Source organism: Streptomyces sp. NPDC093097, assembly GCF_044754325.1.
In the GTDB taxonomy this organism is placed as follows: domain Bacteria; phylum Actinomycetota; class Actinomycetes; order Streptomycetales; family Streptomycetaceae; genus Streptomyces.
This window is the reverse complement of sequence record NZ_JBIVOW010000013.1, coordinates 77963-95240: the sequence shown is the minus strand read 5'-3', so window position 1 is coordinate 95240 and position 17278 is coordinate 77963. Positions and strand designations below refer to the sequence as shown.

At 70.4% G+C, this 17278-nt stretch carries 18 protein-coding genes; 7 read left to right on the top strand and 11 right to left on the bottom strand.

The genetic code is table 11. The features are described from left to right. Positions 1 to 86: 86 nt before the first annotated feature. A complete protein-coding gene (locus ACIQE0_RS22490; protein ID WP_402334967.1) occupies positions 87 to 923 on the bottom strand; it encodes a lipase family protein in 837 nt (278 codons plus the stop codon). 163 nt (positions 924 to 1086) lie between these two features. Beyond that, positions 1087 to 1866: an SDR family oxidoreductase gene (locus ACIQE0_RS22485; RefSeq protein WP_402334965.1), complete on the bottom strand. Its 780-nt coding sequence runs from the start codon at positions 1864 to 1866 to the stop codon at positions 1087 to 1089. Between the two features lie 376 nt (positions 1867 to 2242). On the opposite strand from ACIQE0_RS22485, the gene ACIQE0_RS22480 reads away from it, so the two are divergent. Further along, positions 2243 to 3355, top strand: a complete 1113-nt coding sequence (locus tag ACIQE0_RS22480; RefSeq protein ID WP_402334962.1) for an ABC transporter substrate-binding protein — start codon at positions 2243 to 2245, stop codon at positions 3353 to 3355. 368 nt (positions 3356 to 3723) lie between these two features. On the opposite strand, the gene ACIQE0_RS22475 is transcribed toward ACIQE0_RS22480, so the two are convergent. Next, the gene (locus ACIQE0_RS22475) at positions 3724 to 4260 is read right to left on the bottom strand and encodes a TetR/AcrR family transcriptional regulator (RefSeq protein ID WP_366329595.1); all 537 of its coding nucleotides are present in this window, start codon (positions 4258 to 4260) and stop codon (positions 3724 to 3726) included. Positions 4261 to 4502: 242 nt separating this feature from the next. Here ACIQE0_RS22475 and ACIQE0_RS22470 point away from each other — a divergent pair, with 242 nt between their 5' ends. Beyond that, entirely contained in the window at positions 4503 to 5723 is a 1221-nt protein-coding gene (locus tag ACIQE0_RS22470) for a cytochrome P450 (protein WP_402334959.1), read from the top strand. Positions 5724 to 5787: 64 nt separating this feature from the next. Continuing rightward, a complete protein-coding gene (locus ACIQE0_RS22465; RefSeq protein ID WP_384096064.1) occupies positions 5788 to 5988 on the top strand; it encodes a ferredoxin in 201 nt (66 codons plus the stop codon). Positions 5989 to 6128: 140 nt separating this feature from the next. On the opposite strand, the gene ACIQE0_RS22460 is transcribed toward ACIQE0_RS22465, so the two are convergent. The 8 genes from ACIQE0_RS22460 to ACIQE0_RS22425 all read right to left on the bottom strand — a co-directional run bounded on the left by ACIQE0_RS22460 (position 6129) and on the right by ACIQE0_RS22425 (position 14007). Further along, the gene (locus ACIQE0_RS22460) at positions 6129 to 6734 is read right to left on the bottom strand and encodes a helix-turn-helix transcriptional regulator (RefSeq protein WP_402334956.1); all 606 of its coding nucleotides are present in this window, start codon (positions 6732 to 6734) and stop codon (positions 6129 to 6131) included. A 141-nt stretch (positions 6735 to 6875) separates the two neighbouring features. Then, positions 6876 to 7490, bottom strand: a complete 615-nt coding sequence (locus ACIQE0_RS22455; protein ID WP_402334953.1) for an HAD family acid phosphatase — start codon at positions 7488 to 7490, stop codon at positions 6876 to 6878. A gap of 237 nt (positions 7491 to 7727) precedes the next feature. Continuing rightward, on the bottom strand, positions 7728 to 8951 hold the full coding sequence (locus ACIQE0_RS22450) for a Gfo/Idh/MocA family protein (RefSeq protein ID WP_402334950.1): 1224 nt from the start codon (positions 8949 to 8951) through the stop codon (positions 7728 to 7730). 126 nt (positions 8952 to 9077) lie between these two features. Then, positions 9078 to 10523: an MFS transporter gene (locus tag ACIQE0_RS22445; protein ID WP_402334947.1), complete on the bottom strand. Its 1446-nt coding sequence runs from the start codon at positions 10521 to 10523 to the stop codon at positions 9078 to 9080. Next, a complete protein-coding gene (locus tag ACIQE0_RS22440) occupies positions 10520 to 11815 on the bottom strand; it encodes an ATP-grasp domain-containing protein (protein ID WP_402334945.1) in 1296 nt (431 codons plus the stop codon). Before ACIQE0_RS22440 ends, ACIQE0_RS22445 begins: the two co-directional genes overlap by 4 nt. Continuing rightward, positions 11812 to 12594, bottom strand: a complete 783-nt coding sequence (locus ACIQE0_RS22435; protein ID WP_402334942.1) for a creatininase family protein — start codon at positions 12592 to 12594, stop codon at positions 11812 to 11814. The genes ACIQE0_RS22440 and ACIQE0_RS22435 overlap by 4 nt, the downstream gene beginning before the upstream one ends. Next, a complete protein-coding gene (locus ACIQE0_RS22430; RefSeq protein WP_402334939.1) occupies positions 12591 to 13490 on the bottom strand; it encodes a dihydroorotate dehydrogenase in 900 nt (299 codons plus the stop codon). The genes ACIQE0_RS22435 and ACIQE0_RS22430 overlap by 4 nt, the downstream gene beginning before the upstream one ends. Position 13491: 1 nt before the next feature. Further along, complete coding sequence (locus ACIQE0_RS22425) at positions 13492 to 14007, bottom strand: nucleoside 2-deoxyribosyltransferase (protein ID WP_366329603.1); 516 nt, start codon at positions 14005 to 14007, stop codon at positions 13492 to 13494. Between the two features lie 682 nt (positions 14008 to 14689). On the opposite strand from ACIQE0_RS22425, the gene ACIQE0_RS22420 reads away from it, so the two are divergent. From ACIQE0_RS22420 to ACIQE0_RS22405, 4 genes are read left to right on the top strand one after another with little or no spacing between them, the layout of a single operon-like run. Beyond that, positions 14690 to 14959 (top strand): phosphopantetheine-binding protein, encoded by a 270-nt coding sequence (locus ACIQE0_RS22420; RefSeq protein ID WP_366329604.1) that lies wholly within the window; start codon positions 14690 to 14692, stop codon positions 14957 to 14959. Next, positions 14956 to 16341, top strand: coding sequence for an aminotransferase class III-fold pyridoxal phosphate-dependent enzyme (locus ACIQE0_RS22415; RefSeq protein ID WP_402334935.1), 1386 nt, complete (start codon positions 14956 to 14958; stop codon positions 16339 to 16341). Before ACIQE0_RS22420 ends, ACIQE0_RS22415 begins: the two co-directional genes overlap by 4 nt. Beyond that, a complete protein-coding gene (locus ACIQE0_RS22410) occupies positions 16338 to 16886 on the top strand; it encodes an acyl-CoA thioesterase (protein ID WP_402334931.1) in 549 nt (182 codons plus the stop codon). Before ACIQE0_RS22415 ends, ACIQE0_RS22410 begins: the two co-directional genes overlap by 4 nt. A gap of 7 nt (positions 16887 to 16893) precedes the next feature. After that, on the top strand, positions 16894 to 17277 hold the full coding sequence (locus tag ACIQE0_RS22405) for a polyketide dehydratase (protein WP_402334928.1): 384 nt from the start codon (positions 16894 to 16896) through the stop codon (positions 17275 to 17277). The last annotated feature ends 1 nt before the right edge of the window (position 17278 follow it).

Sequence of the window (17278 nt, the reverse complement as noted above, 5' to 3'; positions counted from 1 at the left end):
CGGCCCCCGGCGGCCGATCGGTCCGCTCGCCCCGGCTCGGGCCGCGACCTCCTCGCGGCCCGAGCCGTGTGTCAATCGACCGGCCCTCAGGGCAGGTTCTTCTCGATGGCGGCGATGTAGCGCTTGATCGAGTGGTCCCGGATTCCGGCCGCGGAGGGCGAGAAGGCGCTCGCGGTCAGGCCCTCGGCCCCCTCCGCCAGGCCCCCCAGCAGGCCGCCGGCTCCCGGCTTGTGCTCGTGCAGCGTGCCGGCGGAGTCGATGTAGCGCAGCGCCTCGACGTGGGTGAAGGCCGGCTCGGGCGGGAGTTGCGGCACGATGTCGGCGTTGTTGACGAAGCGGTACATGCGGTTCTTGAAACCGTTGTTGTACGCCTCTGCCAGGAGGCGGTCGCAGGTGCGCGGCTGTCCGTAGGTGTAGACGCCGTCCGCCTGCAGCCGCGGGTCCTCCAGGTACATCCGTGCGCCGGCGAGCATGGCGAGTGCGCCGCCGAGGCTGTGGCCGGTGAACCACACCGTCTGGTTGTTGGAGCGCAGTTCGCTCAGGGTGTCCTTGACGTCCGGGAAGATCGACTGGAGCGCCTCGGCGAAGCCGTAGTGGACGTAGCCGGTCTTGGCCGGCCCCGGCCACGGCGGAGTGGAGGCGTCCGAGAGCCAGTCGCGGATCTCCGTCGGCTCCGTACCGCGGAAGGCAGTGATGATCATGTCGTCGCTGGCGGCGGTGTATGCCTGGGTGTCCTCGAGCGGGAACGGCGGAGTGAACCGCGTCCGGTGGTGACGCACCTGATCGAAACCCCAGTCGCGGACCTGGGATTCGATGGTGGCCTCGTCCTTGTAGGCCAGGTCGGACGCCTGGGCCAACCAGTAGGCCAGGGGGAGGCTGTACCCGGCGGACGCGTGGTGATCGATCGCGGACGGTGCGGACATGGGGAATCCTTTCGCTGTGCGCTCACGTCTCGCCCGGGTGGTTCGCCCCGGTACGAGACCGGTCCCCTTCGTAGCGGCAGACGCCCGACCGGCAACCGCCGCCGCGCCCGGAGTCCCTCGAACGGCGTCGCCGGGCGGGCGGGAGGCGGCGCTCGCCGCACGCCTACAGCCGGGTGCCGCCCGTCGCGTCGATGACCCTGCCGGTGATCCACCGCGCGTCGTGCGAGGCGAGGAACGCGACGATGTCGGCGACGTCGTCCGGTTGGCCGACCCGGCCCAGCGCGGCCCGCGCGGCGGCGTCCGCCTCGGCGGCCGGATTGCCGCGCAGCCAGGCGGCGTTGACGTCGGTGTCGATGATGCCCGGTGCGACCGAGTTCGCGGTGATGCCCCGGGCGCCGAGGTCCTGGGCGAGATTGAGGGTGAAGTTGTCGAGGGCGCCCTTGGTGGCGCCGTAGGCGATGGCCTGGGGCATGGCGAGCCGGCCGGCGCCGCTGGAGATGTTGATGATCCGGCCGCCGTCGCGCAGACGCGTCAGCCCTTCCCGCACGACGAAGAACGGGGCGCGGACGTTCACCGCGAAGACCTCGTCGAAGGCGTCCTCGGTCAGTGCGGGGAGGCTCGCGAGCATGCCTATGCCGGCATTGTTGACGATGATGTCGACGGCCGGTGCCGTCTCGGGTGTGTGCTCCGTGAGCCGTTCGTCGAAGGCGGACCAGAGGGCGGCGGCGTCGCCGCGGTGACCCAGCGGGGCGTGGAGTGCGACGGCCCGGCCACCGTCCTTGCGGATGCGGGCGACCACGTCGTCGGCCGCTGCCGCGTCCCGGGCGTAGGTCAGCGCGACCACGGCACCGTCGCGGCCGAGGCGCTCGGCGATGGCGCGTCCGATGCCCCGGCTGCCGCCGGTGACCAGCGCGATCTTGCCGTGGAGTGGGGTGTTGTCCATGGGAGTTGACCTTCTGGGTGCGTCGCGGGGTTTCTTCCGACGACCGGGACGCTAGGGCTTCACACGGGTGTGAAGGTCAAGTCGGGGAGTTCGTGGTTCGAAGCTGGGGGGCCTTCTCGTCGAGTTCGGCACCTACGCGGCGGGACGGGTTCGGCCTCGTCCGCGGGGCAAGCCCGGCAGCTGACCGAGGGCGTCGGCGGGCGGCGTAGATATTCGGTTGCCTGTCGGCGATGGTGGTGGATGCAATGTCCGGCGTGATCACTCAGGTGCGCCCGCCGCGGCGAGATGAGGTGAACGCGCACCACCGGGCCTCGCCGCTCGGCGACCTGGGCCGACTGCGATCGAATCGCCATACGGGAGCGGGAGACGCCTGCGCATGAATACGCCACCATCGCCACCTGGAGCGGAGCGGGTTGAAGGATCGTCCGTCCGGATAGGCGCTCTCGTCCCGCTGACTCGGCCTGGCTGGGTCGAGGCAGGCCGGCACTTGCTCGCCGGCCTCGAGCTGGCGGTCGGCGAAGTCAATGAGGCAGGCGGAATCGTCGGAAGGCCACTGGAGCTTGTGGTCCGAGACACTGCGGCCGATCCCCAGAGGGCCGCGGCGGCCGTGGATGAAGTGGCCGGCCTGGGCGTGGCCGCGTTGGCGGGGGAGTATCACAGCGTCGTCGCTCGCGCCGCTGCCGCCAGGGCCGACGCCCTCGGCCTGCCGTTCCTCTGCTCGTCAGCGGTTCTCGACGCGCTCACCGATCAGCCGACGGAATGGGTCGCCCGCCTCGCCCCGCCGCAGTCCCGCGGCTGGCAGATCTACGCAGACTTCCTCCTCGGTGCGGGCCACCGCCGAATCGCTGTAGCGGCCCAGCCGAGCGTCTACTGGGCGACTGGGACCCGGATTCTGCGCGACTACCTCGCCGCACGCGGCGGCACCGTCACCGAACTCGATATGCGCGTGCTCACCTCCGCGGCCGTGTGCGACGCACTCGTCGACCATCGCGCGACAGCCCTCCTTCTTCTGGTCGGTCACCCGGAGCCGGCAGTACCGATCGTCAAGTCCGTCCGCGGCGACCAGCGCCTCGCCGAGATCATGATCGGTGCTCCGGCCGGGCAACCGGAGTTCGCCGCATGGGCGACGTTGCTGGGCGACGACGGCGCCGCGATCCCGTTCTTGCGCTACCTGCCCGAGCGTCTCAGCCCACTCGGTGCACGAGTCGAGACGGCCCTGCGAGAGCGACTGGCCGGCGCGCCCTCCTTTGTCGCCTTCGAGGGCTACGACACCGTTGCCGTCCTCGCCGATGTACTGCGTTCGCACGGCGCGGATCGGGCGCGCATCGCCGAATCCTGGCCGCGCGTTGCAGTCGAAGGCACCCGCGGGCAGATCCAGTTCTCCCGCACGCCGAACACCGGCGTTTGGCAGTGGGCTCGGCCGCCGATCCAAGTCGTTGATCGAGATCCGGCAGAACCCGATCGCTTCCGGGTCCTTCACACCGGCTGAGAGGGCACGGAGACCCGACTGCCCAGATCTGTCGGACTGCCCACCGCAAGCCCCAGGGCGGGCACTTCGCCTCGCCACCCTGAGAGTGAGGCGTCAACTCCGGTGTCGCCCCAGCTGTACCTCACGTACGGGGCGTGGGACGCGGTGAGCGATGCTGCGACGCGTACCGGCAGGGCCGTCGATCACGAGCTCGGTCCGGAGCACCGCCCCTGTCCGTGTGAGGTGGGCAGGGCCGCCCGACGCGGGGGTGGCGACTTACGGAGTCTCGTAGGGACAGCCCGTGTTGCGACGGGCCTGGTGCCGGCAAGCGCCGCCTGGTGGGGCGGGCGGTGCTTGCCGTCTTCTGCTTCTTCTGCGGCCGCGTTCTGCTACTTCGGTGCCGGGTGGCGGATCAGCGGCAGGTAGACGTTGTCGACGATGTCGGTGATGACGTCGTCCGTGACGGGGCCACCGAAGATCAGGTACTCGTTGCGCATCAGGTCGGTGGCGACGGTGGCGCGCCGGGAATCCAGGATCCAGGGTTCGATCTCGCCGCGTTCGGCGGCGCGTTCCAGGATGGTGCGGAGGTTGGCCGGGCCGACGGTGTGCAGGCGTGCCCGGATGAGTGCCGAGAATTCGGGGTCGCGGGTCATCTCGGCCAGCAGGCCGCGCAGGATGCCGCCGAGCGGACTGTCCATCTTGGCGGCGATCTGCCGCATCAGGGCGATCACATCCGACCGCAGATCGCCGGTGTTGGGCTGGACGATCTGGGAGAAGCTGGCCAACCCGCAGGCGTCCACGACCAGTTCGGCCCGATTGGCCCAGCGTCGGTAGAGGGCCGCCTTGCCGGTGCGGGCCCGGGCGGCGACCCGCTCCATCGTCAGCGCGGCGTAGCCGGTCTCGCGGATCTCCTCCAACGTCGCCATCAGGATGGCGTGCTCCAGCTCCGCACCGCGACGGCGGGGGCCTTTGCGGTGGTCAGCGGCGGGGGCGGCGGCGGGGTCGGCTTTGGGTGACAGCGTGACTCCTGAAGGGGTCCGATAGAGGCCATTGCGTTCTCTGGAGGGCAAGTCTATTCTCTCGATTAGAGAACTCGGCGTTCCTTAAAGCTGGGGGACACCGAGAGATCTTGAGGGATTGCCGAGAGATTTCGAAGCGGAGTGGACCGATGACCGAGACCACCGCAACGCCCCAGGCAGTAGATGCGCCCGCCTTCCCCAGTGACCGCACCTGTCCGTACCAGTTACCAGCCGGCTACACCGAGCTCCGGGACGCCCCGGGCCCGCTGCACCGGGTGACGCTCTACGACGGCAGCCAGGCATGGGTGGTGACCAAGCACGAGGCCGCGCGCCAACTGCTCGCCGACCCGCGCCTGTCCTCCGACCGCACCCACGCGGCCTTCCCCGCCACCTCGCCGCGCATCGAGGTCGTACGGGACGCCCCCCAGGCATTCATCAGCATGGACCCGCCCGAGCACGGCCCCAAGCGGCGGATGACGATCAGCGAGTTCACCGTCAAGCGGATCAAGGCCATGCGCCCCGAGGTCGAGGAGATCGTGCACGGCTTCCTCGACGAGATGCTGGCCTCTGGCCCGCCCGCCGACCTGGTCAGCCAGTTCGCGCTGCCGGTGCCGTCCATGGTGATCTGCCGGCTGCTCGGCGTGCCCTACGCCGACCACGACTTCTTCCAGGACGCGAGCCGGCGCCTGATCCAGAGCGTTGATCCGCAGGCCGTCGTCACCGCACGTGCGGATCTTGCGAGTTACCTCGACGGGCTGATCACCGCGTTCCAGGCCGAGCCCGGCCCCGGGCTCGTCGGCAGCCTGGTCGCCGAGCAGTTCGCAGGCGGTGAGATCGACCGTGAGGAACTGGTCTCCACCGCGATGCTGCTGCTGATCGCCGGCCATGAGACCACGGCCTCGATGACCTCCCTGAGCGTGATCACGCTGCTGGAGCACCCCGACCAGTACGCCGCCCTGCGCGACGACCACAGCCTCATCCCCGGCGCGGTCGAGGAACTGCTCCGCTATCTCGCCATCGCCGACATCGCGGGCGGCCGGGTCGCCCTCGCCGACATCGAGATCGAGGGGCAGCTCATCAAGGCCGGCGAAGGCGTGATCGTCACCAACTCCATCGCCAACCGCGACGGCACGGTGTACGAGAACCCCGACGCCCTGGACGTGCGCCGCTCCGCCCGTCACCACCTCTCCTTCGGCTTCGGCGTGCACCAGTGCCTGGGCCAGAACCTCGCCCGCCTGGAGCTGGAGGTCATCCTCACCGCACTGCTGGACCGCGTGCCGACGCTGAAACTGGCCGTGCCCGTGGAGAAGTTGACGCTGCGTCCGGGGACGACGATCCAGGGGGTCAACGAACTCCCGGTCACCTGGTGAAGGCGACGGGGAAGGCCAAGGCGAAGCGGAAGGCAAGGCGCGAAGGGAAGTGGCGGCAATGACCATGAAGGTGACTGCGGATCGGACGGTCTGCGTCGGTGCCGGACTGTGCGCGCTGACCGCTCCCGGCGTCTTCGACCAGGACGACGACGGGATCGTCACGGTGCTGGCGGCCGAGCCCGGCGACGGCGACCGGCCGTCGGCGCGCGAGGCCGGACTCCTCTGCCCCTCGGGCGCCGTCCGGGTCGTCGAGGACGCCGAATAGCGGGGCGGGGCGGGCGACAACTCGGTGACTCCGCCGCGGCCTTGCCTGCGCGGCGGCGTCTCGGGTGCGCCTGCCCTGCCCTCGACGCCGTCGACCGGTGCCGGCGCGTCACCGGGGAGCGGCCGGTGGAGCGCCGCGGGTCAGATCCACCCCTTCCGCGCCGCGTACAGGGCGAGTTGGAAGCGTGTGGTGGCGTCGGCGGCGCGGTTGAGCTGCTCCAGTTGACGCGACAGGGTCCGGCGGCTGATGCCGAGCAGCTCGGCGATGGTCTCGTCGGTGACGCCGCTACCGAGCAGTTCCAGGATCCGGCGTTGGATCGGGCGCAGCGCGGGCGGCACCCGCTCGCCGAAGTGCAACGGATAGGCGGAGCGCCAGGAGGTCTCGAACAGGCCGGTGAGTGCGCGCAGCAGACTGGAGGGGTGGACCAGCAGCATCGAGTCGTTCACCTCGGCGTCACCGAACGCCATCGAGACGATGGCCAGCTGCTGGTCGAAGACCCCCAGCTTCACCGGCAGGGACTGCAGCACCCTGGCCTGTTCGCCGGCCGCGATGCACGGCCTGATGTTGCAGGCGTAGTAGTCGCCGTTCTCCACCGCGGACTTGGAGTAGACGATGCGGTAGGCGACGCCGCGCTCCAGGTTGCGGATCTCGATCGGGTTGGGAGTGCCGCCGGTGTGCCACGGCGGCGTGTCGAAGCGCAGTACCTCCTGGTATGCGTGTGGGCCCGCCGGCAGTGACGGGCCCACACGCATACCAAGGAGACGGAGAAAGGAGATGCGAGGTTGGGGGAAGGGGAGTGAACAGGGGATGGCGAGGGGGGAAGTGGGGGTGTGCGGGGCGGTTGCCGCTGGACGAACGGGCGGAGGCCGTGGTGGCGGGGGCCGGACTCAGCTCAGCTGCCCGTCGTAGTCCGGCAGCTTGAATCCCTTCTCGTAGTGGCCTCCTTCGAAGTCGGTGCTGCGATTGCCGACGTTGGCGACGAGGGTGTAGCCCTCGGCCTCGTACTGCTTGCGGCAGCCGAGCTTGACCTGTGCCTTACCGGGGCTGTCCCCCTCGGGTTTGAGGCAGAGGCCGTCGACGCTATAGCCGGCCGAGGTGAGTTCCTGGGTCGTGGCGTCCCGGTCGTCGGCGTCGCGGTAGGAGGCGAACAGCACGGCGGCACCGTGCTCATGCGCGTACTCGGTCGCCTTGAGGATCGCCTCGACCGGCGCTCCCCGGTCGTAATGCGTCGCCAGTGAGGTGTTGTCGATGTCCAGGACGACCGCGGGCTTTTCGCCGCCCGCCATGCCGCTCTTTCTGTGGATGCCGTTGCTGCCGCCGTCGGAGAGACGGTGTTCCAGATAGTCCTGCAAGGACGCGGCGACCGGTGCGACGTCGCTGAGCCACTCACTCTCGCTCGGCAGCGAGTCGGAGCGGGACGCCGCCCGTGCCGTGAGGGGAAGGGCCACCATCATGACCACCGCGGGGCCCAGCACGAGGGCGCACTTCTTACCCCTGTCCATGTCGTCCATCACTCCTTCTGCTTCTGCGTGTGGTCCGTTCGGCGCCAGCACGGAGCAGCGGAGGGCGGGGTGCGTCGATAGTGGTCGCTCTGCCTCCAACGGCCAACGGGCGGCGCGCTGTTCGCGCTCCGCTCCTGCTCCGTCCTGACCCAGGACAGTGCTACCGGAATCCGCGGCCGCGCAGTGTCCAGGTCGCGCCACTGGCCAGGATGGGCACACGAGCCGCGCCCGCCGCGCTCACGTTTCGCGGCCCGCCACGGCGAAGTGGGCGGCCAACTCCTGCGGCACGGGCGGGATGTCGACGGGGACGCCGTCGGAACGGAGCGACTCGGTGGCGGCGCAGCCGGCGGCCACGGCCTGCCGCGCCGCAACCGGTGAGGTGAGCGTGGGGACGCCGGCGCGCGCGAAGTCCACGAACTCCGCGACCAGCCGGGGGTCGGCCCCACCATGACCACCGTCGTCGGAGGGAACCTCCACCACCAGGTCCGCGTCCTCGCGGTAGCCGCTGCGCCGGCTGTTCCAGACCTTCACCACCGCACCCTCGGTGTCGCCGAAGTTCTCCATCCGGCCGTGGGTGCCGATGACGGTGTAGTTGCGCCAGTAGTCGGGTGTGAAGTGGCACTGCTGGTACGTGGCGAACACGCCGTTGTCCAGGCGCATGGTCATCATCGACAGGTCCTCGACGTCCACCACGTCGTGCAGACCGGTCAGCGAGGTGGGCGGCCAGTTGGCATCCGGATCGAACCACTCGGTCATGGTCCGGTCGCCCTGGCCGCCCCGCGCCGTGATGCCGCCGTAGACGGTCAACCCGCCCATGGCCTGGGTCCGCACCGTATAGCCGCCGGCCAGCCAGTGGATCACGTCGAGATCGTGCGCGCCCTTCTGCAGCAGCAGACCGGTGGTCCGCCGCCGGTCCGCATGCCAGTCCTTGAAGTAGAAGTCGCCGCCGTGACCGACGAAGTGCCGGCACCAGACCGCCTTGACCTCGCCGATCGCGCCCTCGGCGACGAGGTCCCGCAGGGTTCGGACGACCGGCATGTGCCGCATGTTGTGTCCGACGTAGAGCCTGCTGCCGGTGCGCCGGGCCGCGTCCAGCACCCGGTCGCACCCCGTGGTCGTGATGGCCAACGGCTTGTCGACGAACACCGCGACACCGGCCTCCAGGAAGGCGACGGCGAGTTCCTCGTGGGTGTCGTCGGGCGTGGTCAGGAGCACTCCGTCCAGTCTCCCGGCCAGCCCCTCGCCGAGCAGCGGATGGTGGTCGGCGTACTGGTCCGCCTCCGGGTACAGTTCCCGGCCGCGCTCCCGGCGGGCCGCGAGCGGGTCGCACACCGCCACCACCCGCGCCGGCAGGCCCCGCTCCGCGACGTGCCTGCCGAGCGTTCCGCGCAGCCCGAGACCCACGACGGCGAGGCGCAGTTCATCCGGACGCGGCTCTTCCTGGCGACTCGACAACGTCAACTGCCTTTCGGTCGGGGTGCCGTTCGGGGTGATGCCTGCGGGGCGTGTGCCCCGGGGATGTCTACCCGCGAGGGCGCGGCCCCATCACCCCACCCGCGTGACGAAGGCGCGGGTCGCATACGGGCGTTAGGCAGGATCGCCGTGCCGAGCGTGAGTCGCCGGTGATTTCGGGGTCGCTAGGAAGAGCGTGACCAGGGTGAGGGCGGCGGCCAGCCACGTGATGGTGTGGAAGGCGTCGGCGAAGGCATGAGCCGTCTCCGGGGAGCTGCCCGCATCCAGTGGGGACGTCGACGTACCCGGGGGGAGAAGCGCTCGGTACGCCACCGCGGTGACCGTGCCGAAGACCGCGATTCCCAGGCCGGCGCCGGCCTCGTAGGAGACCGACTCGATGCCTGCCGCCGCACCCGCCTGGGAGGAGGGCGCGGTGGCCATGATCAGGTTCGAGGCGACCATCTGGACCAGACCATGGCCGAACCCGATCAGGGCCAGGCCGAACGGCACCACCGTGCCGGAAGCGACCAGGACGTACCCGCTCGCCGCGAGCAGCAGACCGGCGGGCACGTCCACCCGCGGCCGCCCCAGACGGGAGAGGATCATCCCACCCACCGGGCCCGCCACCGTCGCGGCCACCGGCATCGGGATCAGGGCGAGCGCGGCGGCCTCCGCCGACAGCCCCTCGACGAACTGCAGGTACTGCACCAGTTGGAGTTCGAAGCCGACCATCACCAGCACCGGCAGCACCGAGGCCACCACTCCGGCACGCAACCCGGGCAGCCGGAACAGGGAGAGGTCCAGCATCGGGTGCGGCGCGCGCTGCTGCCGCCGTACGAACAGGGTCAGCGCGGTCAGGCCCAACGCGGCCGGCAGCACCAACTCCAGCGGTCCGACGCCGTCGTGGGTGACGGCGATGATGGCGTAGGCACTGCCCAGGAACCCCACGATCGTAAGGAGCGGCGACGTGGCCTCCCAGGGCTGCCGCTCGGCCTCGACCTTGTTGCGCAACAGCAGGGCCACGGCGGGCATGGCCAGTGCCACGATCGGCAGATTGACCAGGAAGATCGAGCCCCACCAGAAATGCCGGAGCAGGAGGCCGCCGACCACCGGGCCCAGCGCCGAGGCTCCGGCGGCGACCGCGCTCCACGCCCCGATGGCCACCGCATGGTCGCGGCCGTCGCCGAAGGTCTGCCGGATGAGCGCCAGCGTGGCCGGGATGACCATCGAAGCGCCGACCGCCAGCAGCGCCCGGGCACCGATCAGGGCCGGCGGCCCCGGTGCCAGCGCGCACAGCACCGAGGCCGCGCCGAAGACCGCCAAACCGGCCAGCAGCAGCCGCTGGTGTCCGATCCGGTCGCCCAACGGCCCGCTCACCAGCACCAGTCCGACCATCAGGAGCGAGTACACGTCCACGATCCACAGCAGTTCGGGCGGGGACGCGTGCAGTTCGTGGGCGAGGGTCGGGACGGTGATGGTGAGGATGGTGACGTCCATCGCCGCCGGCAGGAAGCACAACAGCACCACGGCCAGCACCAGCCAGCGCCGGGCCGTCCCGACCGCAGGCAGCGTGTCGGTCACCGGTCGAGGCCCAGCGCCGCCCTTGCTGTGACGATCAGTTCGTGCAACTCGGTGAGGCTCGGGGCGTAGAACATACAGCTCAGTCTGCCAGTTGGCAGGTCCGTCAGCTCGGTGGGCACGACACCCCGGTCGGCGTGCCGGGGCGAGGCCACGAGCCGTCCGAGCAGGCGCAGCACCTCCGGCAGGGTCAGGCCGGCCGGAAGGCCGTAGAAGTCGTAGTTGCCGACTGCGTGGGTGTCGAGGTAGCCGGAGCCGATGAGGTGTTCGCCGAATTCGTGCACATGGCTCGACCCGGTGCGGCGGGCGTTGAGGTCGTGCAGGTAGACGACGCCGTCGCGGGCGATCGCGTCGATGCCGAAGCGCCCGCGATAGCCCCGCCGTTGCATCTCCTCGGCCAGCCGGAGCCCGCCCTCGGTGAGCGGGCGGTACCACCATCGGTCACGCAGTTCCCGTGCGGTGACGTTGCCACGCAGGTGGGTGGCGCCCTCGAACAGCATGTCGGTCGTGTAGCAGAGGTGGGGCGGGGCGTCCACGGGCACCATGTACTCCACGGACGGGAAGACGATGTCGCCGTCGAGGAACTCCTCGACGACCACCGGATCCTCGTCGTAGAACGTGCTCGCGGCCAGGCGTTCGGCGATGTCGTCATCGCCCGGCCGGAAGATCAGCAGACCGAGGCTCGCCTCCCCGCGGTCCGGCTTGACGATGCACGGCGTGCCGGTCGCGAGCATGCCCCGCACCGCCGCGGGCACCTCGTGCTTCCCGGTGCAGTGGGTCCCGGGCGGGATGCGGCAGGGCCCGTCGGTCAGGGCGAGGTCGGCGGCCAGGTCGCGCAGACCGGTCTTGGTGTCCAACAGGTCGCGCAGGGCCTGCCGCGGCGGGCTCTCCGGCAACTCGACCGTCACGCCGTACCGGGTGCGCAGGGCCTCGGTGAACCGCCACAGGTCGTTGGTGGTGGTGTGCGGGATGAGCCGGAGCCTGCGGCCCGGCCCCGCGTGGTCCGCCACGGCGGCCATCAGTCCGGGGTCGGCGAGCGCGTCGGCGAACAGCGAGCCGGTGCGGCCCGCCGGGCTGAGGTTCACCACGCCGTCGAGCCCCAGGAACTTCCGCTGCCAGTCCAGCTCTCCGATCGGCTCGTAGGTGATGAGCATCTTGTCCAGCGGCCCCCAGAACAGCGCCTGGTCCTGCTGGGCGTAGCACTCCGACAGCAGCTCGTCGACGCCGTCGGCGCGGACGGCGAAGTCGCGCAGGGTGTCGACGGCGTTGCACACGCAGAGCGTGGGTGTGGTCATGTCCTCTCCTCGTGCAGCAGTCCCTTGCCCTCGGACACCAGGTCGACCGCGGCTGCGACCACGTGCCGGAAGAGGTCCTTGCCCAGGGCCGCGGTGGCGTCCGAAGTGCTCGACAGGACGCCCTGGTTGGTCGTGCGGTGTACGTCGACGGGGTGCAGGTAGATCCCCGCGCGGGGCGGGTCGGCGTGGTCGGGGCGCGCGGCGGAGACCAGGTCCGGGCGGAGGTAGAGCATCAGGCTGGTCTCGGTGATCCCTGCGTGCTCGGCGTGCCACCCCGGAAAGATCGGCACCCGCTCTGCCAGCCAGTCGGTGTCGACCAGGCTCCACCAGCTCAGCGCGATGAACTCCTTGCGCGAGGCCACCGGCCGTCGCCCCACCTCGTCGAGGGCCTCGAACACGAACGGCTCGTTCTCGAAGTGGCCGTTGACGACCAGCAACCGGCGCCAGGGCAGGGCGCACAGCGACTCCAGCGTGTCCTCCAGGAAGGCCAGCAGCGACCGGCCTCGCACATGGACGGTGCCGGGAAAGGCCAGTCCGCCCCCGCTCTGCGGCAACGACCGTGCCGCGATGGACTGCGCCGGCAGGGTCAGCGCGTTCAGCTCGTGGGCGATCTGCCGGGCGAAGGCATCGGCGAGGAGGGTGTCCACGGACAGCGGCAGGTGCGGACCGTGCTGTTCGATGGATCCCACCGGCCACACCAGGGTCTGACCGGCGGTGGCCGCCAGGATCTCGGCACTGCTCAGGTCGCACAGTTGCGGGCCGGTCGATCGGGGGATCACGATCGCACCTGCTCGGACCGGCCCGTTGCGGTGACGGGTTCGGAGCCGTCGCCGGCGTTCTCCCGTCTGATGGCCTCGGCCACGATCCGGACGAGTGTGGGGCTCATGTCGGTGTGCAGCGCGGTGTACACCTGGGCCGCCACCGCACCGACCCGCAGATAGTCGTGGACGTCCCGGCCCGATTGCACACCGCCGGAGCCCAGCAGGGGCAGCGGGAACCCGGCGCTGCGCAGTTTCCACAGGGAGGCCAGTACCAGCGGCTTGATGCCTGGTCCGGAGTAGCCGAACACCCCGCCGAGACGGAGGTCACCGGTCTCGGGGTGTACGGCGGCGGCGGGCAGGGTGTCACTGACGGTCACCGCGTACGCGCCGGCCCGGGCGGCGGCGAACGCCCGGGCGTGCAGGCCCTCGCCGCTGGCCAGCTTGACCGAGAACGGGACCCGGGTCGCGGCGCGGGTGGCCGCGGTGTAGGCATGTACCCGCTCGGGACCGTCGTCGAGGCCGTCCTTCTCGTTGAGGCAGGAGATGCCGAGCTCCAGTGCCCGGCAGCCTGTCGCCTCCACCCGGGCCGCCAACTCGGCCAGTTCCGCCGGGCTGTCGGCGTGCAGCGACGCGATGACCGGCAGCCGGTCCCGTGCCAGGCCGCGCAGGATGCCCATCCAGTGGTCGACGGACCGTTTCGAGTAGGTGGTGCTGTTGATCATCCCGGTGGGCAGCCGAACGATGCGCTCGTCCAGGCCGGTCGGCGGGTTGGGGTGGATGGTCTTGGTGACCACCGCGCCCGCGCCGGAGATCAGCAGTCTGCGGATGTTGCGCTCCTGGTCGGTGAGCAGGCCGGAGCCCACCACGACGGGATTGGCCAGGTCCATCCCCAGCACATGTGTGGTGGCCGCCATGTCAGGCCGCCGTCCTGGCCCGGCCCAGCGCCGCGAGCACGCCGTCGACCAGCAGTGCCGGGTCCGTGGCGACCTCCGCTGCGGACAGGAAGGTGGCGACGGCGACCTGGGCGAGTCCCTTGAGCAGGTGACTGGCCGACTCGGCGAAGGGTTGGTCGGTGATGCCGACGATGGGACGGCCCAGCGCACTGGCCCACCCCAATTCGATATGGGTGCCGTCCGAGCGCAGCAGGGTGCCGTCGAGCACCGGCAGTACCGGCACGAACACATCGCATTCGCGCATCCACGCGTAGTCGCGCACGGACACCTCTTCGGGGGTGAACGACGCGGTGTCGGCGCCGAACCGCTCTGCCACATGGGCGGAGAGCACAGTGGCGCCGGCCCGTCGTGACTGGTCGATGGTCAGGCTCAGGCATTCGCGGATCGGCGCCGCCATTCCGCCGGGCACCAGGGCGTGCTGGATCGGTCCGCCGACGAACAGGGTGACGCCGCGCAGGGCGTCCGGGGTGGAACTCATGGCTTTTCGCGGCTCCTTCGAAAAAGAGTCTGCCGACGACCGTGTAAGAGGGCGGACTTCGGCCACCGGAAAGGAAGGGAACGGGCAGCGCAATCACATGATGCGCTTGCGGTGAATCGCAGGGGATTCCGAGCGTGCGGCCCGGAAGCGTTGCCGGGGCGCCCGGTTGCTGCTCGTCCCGCACTCCGCGTCCACCCAGTAGGCAAAGAGACGGCTTCACGCTAGTCCAGGGCAAATCGTCAGCACAAGCGCTATCTGCGCCAGACGGAAGTGTACGGCAAATGGTACAAAAGATCGTTGCAATCTATCCTAAATCCGACTCAACTGGCTTCCGAGGAACGCCTTTCGTGTTGGTTTCGCGGACGCGGGTAGGGGCAGGGAATTCTATTCCGCAGGCATATTCGGCGCCGAACGCGAGCGGCCGAAACGCCACCGAACTCATGTGCAAAACGCTTATTGATATCGACCTCGAAGGTGCGGCAAGTAGAATTCAGAGGCCGCATTGACAGGCGATAGAGCCTCAACTAGCTTCGATGGGGCGTGAATTGCCGTCGCCGCCATGTTTCCGATCGGCGCCGGCTCGCCTCCGGCTCGACTGCCGCCGCGACCTCATCTTCCCTCCCCGTGTACCGGACGCCCATTGTGGCCTTTTGGATGAACCCACCCAGAGGGGAAAATCCTGGTGAACTCTTTGCAGACCATCAAAACAATTCTGCACTCCGACGTGCTGGTGGAAGTGCCGATCGACCAGATGCGGCTCGACGACAACCTGCGCGAGAGCTACGGCATGGACTCACTCGGATTCGTGGAACTGCGCGTGCAGTGCGAGGAGGCGTTCGGCATCGACATCCCCGACGAGGCCGTCGCCGCAGGGGAGTTGTCCACCCTCGGCGATGTCCTCGCACTGGTCGAGCGGCTGTCGGGGGCCGACCACCCCCCGGCCACCGCGTGAGCACCGCCCCGGCCGCCCGGGACGACCGCGCCGGGGAACCGACCGGAGTGCTGTCACGCGGCACGGACCTGCACCTGAACCACTACGGCGCGGCACGACTGCCGTTCGCCTGCGTGGGCGGCAGCGGACTGGAACTCGAGGTCGTCGACCTGAGCCCGGCACACCAGGGCAGGCGGCTGCGGCTGCTGGACGCGAGCGCCGGCTACGCCAGCGCCACCCTGGGCACCGGTCACCCCGTCGTCCGCACGGCGCTGACGCGCGGCACCGGAATCGGCAACGTCACCGACGAACTGGGCTCGCTGGAACGGGCGGAACTCCTCGACCGGCTCTTCGGCCCCGGCGGGCTGTGGACCGCCCACTTCCCCGCCGGGCGATACCACGTCAGCGGACGCAACTCCGGCTCCGAAGGCAACGAGTTGGCGCTGCGGCTCGTGCTGGAGTCCCGGTTCGACGGCCGGCGGCTGCGCCACCGCCCGGGCAGGGAACGGCGCGACACCGTCCTGGCCTTCCAGGGCGCCTGGCACGGCTGGACCGGTGGGCTGGTCCCGCTGCTCAACCGCAGGTACTACCGGGCCGGACTGCCCACGCCGGACACCACCGGCCCGTACGGCGTCCGGGTCGAGCACCTCCCCTTCGGCGACCCCGAAGCCCTCGCGCGGTACTTCGCCACGTCCGCCGACCGGCTGCTGGCCGTAGTGGTCGAGCCGATCCAGGGCGACGCCGGCATCCTCCGGCCGCCGCCCGGCTACCTGCGCGAACTCGCGCGGCGGTGCGCGGCCGACGACGTGCTGCTCGTGGCCGACGAGGTGCTGACGTTCGCCAAGACCGGCCACTGGTTCGCCATGCGCGACGCGGACGGACCGGTATCCACCGACATCACCGTCATCGGCAAATTCCTGGGCATGGGCGCGGTGTCCACCTCGATGGTGATCGCCCGCAAGGACCTGGCCGTCCGCTCCTCCGGCGCCGTGACCACCTCCGATCTACGGCCGCTGAACTGCGCGGTGATCCGCGACGGCATCGAGCACATCGACGCCGAAGGGCTGCTGCGGCGGTCCGCCGACGTCGGCGCGAAACTGGCCGAGCACCTCGACACCGCCCTGGTGGGCCGCCACCCGGAGGTGTTCACCGCGGTCCGCGGCACCGGCGCCATGCTCGGCGTGGAACTGACCGCCGCGGCGGCGGACCGCATCGGCGCGCTGCGCAGAGAGCTGATCGAAGCGGGTGTCTACGCGGAGTTCATGGCGGGCGCGGGGAAGCGCTCCGGCGGCCGGCGCTACATCCACCCCACCCTCCGGATCGTGCTGCCGCTGACCGCCACCGCCCCGCAGGCCGACGAGATCGTGGACCGGGTGGCGGCAGGCGCCCGGGCACTGCGGTGAGCGCCGGATTCCGCACCCGGGTCGAACACGTCGACACCGACGCGACCGGGATCGTGCACTTCTCCCGCTACACCTCACTGATGGAGACCGCGGGCACCGAACACCTCCAAGCGCACGGCGCGGGCCTGACCGCCTTCCACGCGGCGGGCGTCGACCTGGTGGCCGCCGACCTGCGGGTGACCTACCTCCACAGCGCCGTGTACCGCGACGTGATCGTCGCGGACACCCGAGTCGGCCATATCGGCGCGGCCTGGTTCGCCCTCGCGGTCCGTCTGCTGCGCGAGGAGGAGGACGGCAGCCGCACCCCGCTGGTGACCGGCGAACTCGCCTTCGCCGCCGTCGACCCCGACACCCGACGCGCGATGCCCCTGCCGGCGCCGCTGCGACAGACACTGAGAGGAATCGTCCCGGATGCGGCACACGAACGAATCGGCGCCCCCGCCCGCACCGGCCCGCGCGGCTCGGCCGCTGGGCACCTCGGCGATCGCCGCCCTGGTGCGCGGACGCCATCCCCGACTCTTCATCGACCGGATTCTGGACCATGAGCCCGGCGTGTTCCTGCGCAGCATGTTCGCCGTCTCGGCAGAGATGAGCGCACTGTCCGGGCACCTGCCCGAGCGCGGCCTGACCCCGGGGGCGATCCTGCCCGGCAGCCACACCATGCAGGCCTTCGCCCAATCCGGCGTACTGCTCTACCAGCTGAGCAGCGCCCCGCTCGCCGACGACGAGGTGACCCTGGTCGGCACGGTCACCTCCCGTTTCCTCGCCCCGGTCGTACCCGGCGACCAGGTCGTCCTCGACGTACGCGCGGACCGGCTCTCCGGCCACACCTTCGCCTTCTCCGCCACGGCGACCGTGGAGGACGCCTCGGTCGCCGGGTTCCGCGGCGCGATGAGCCGCGTGAAGATCGATCCCACGGCGGCCCGGCCGTGGTGAC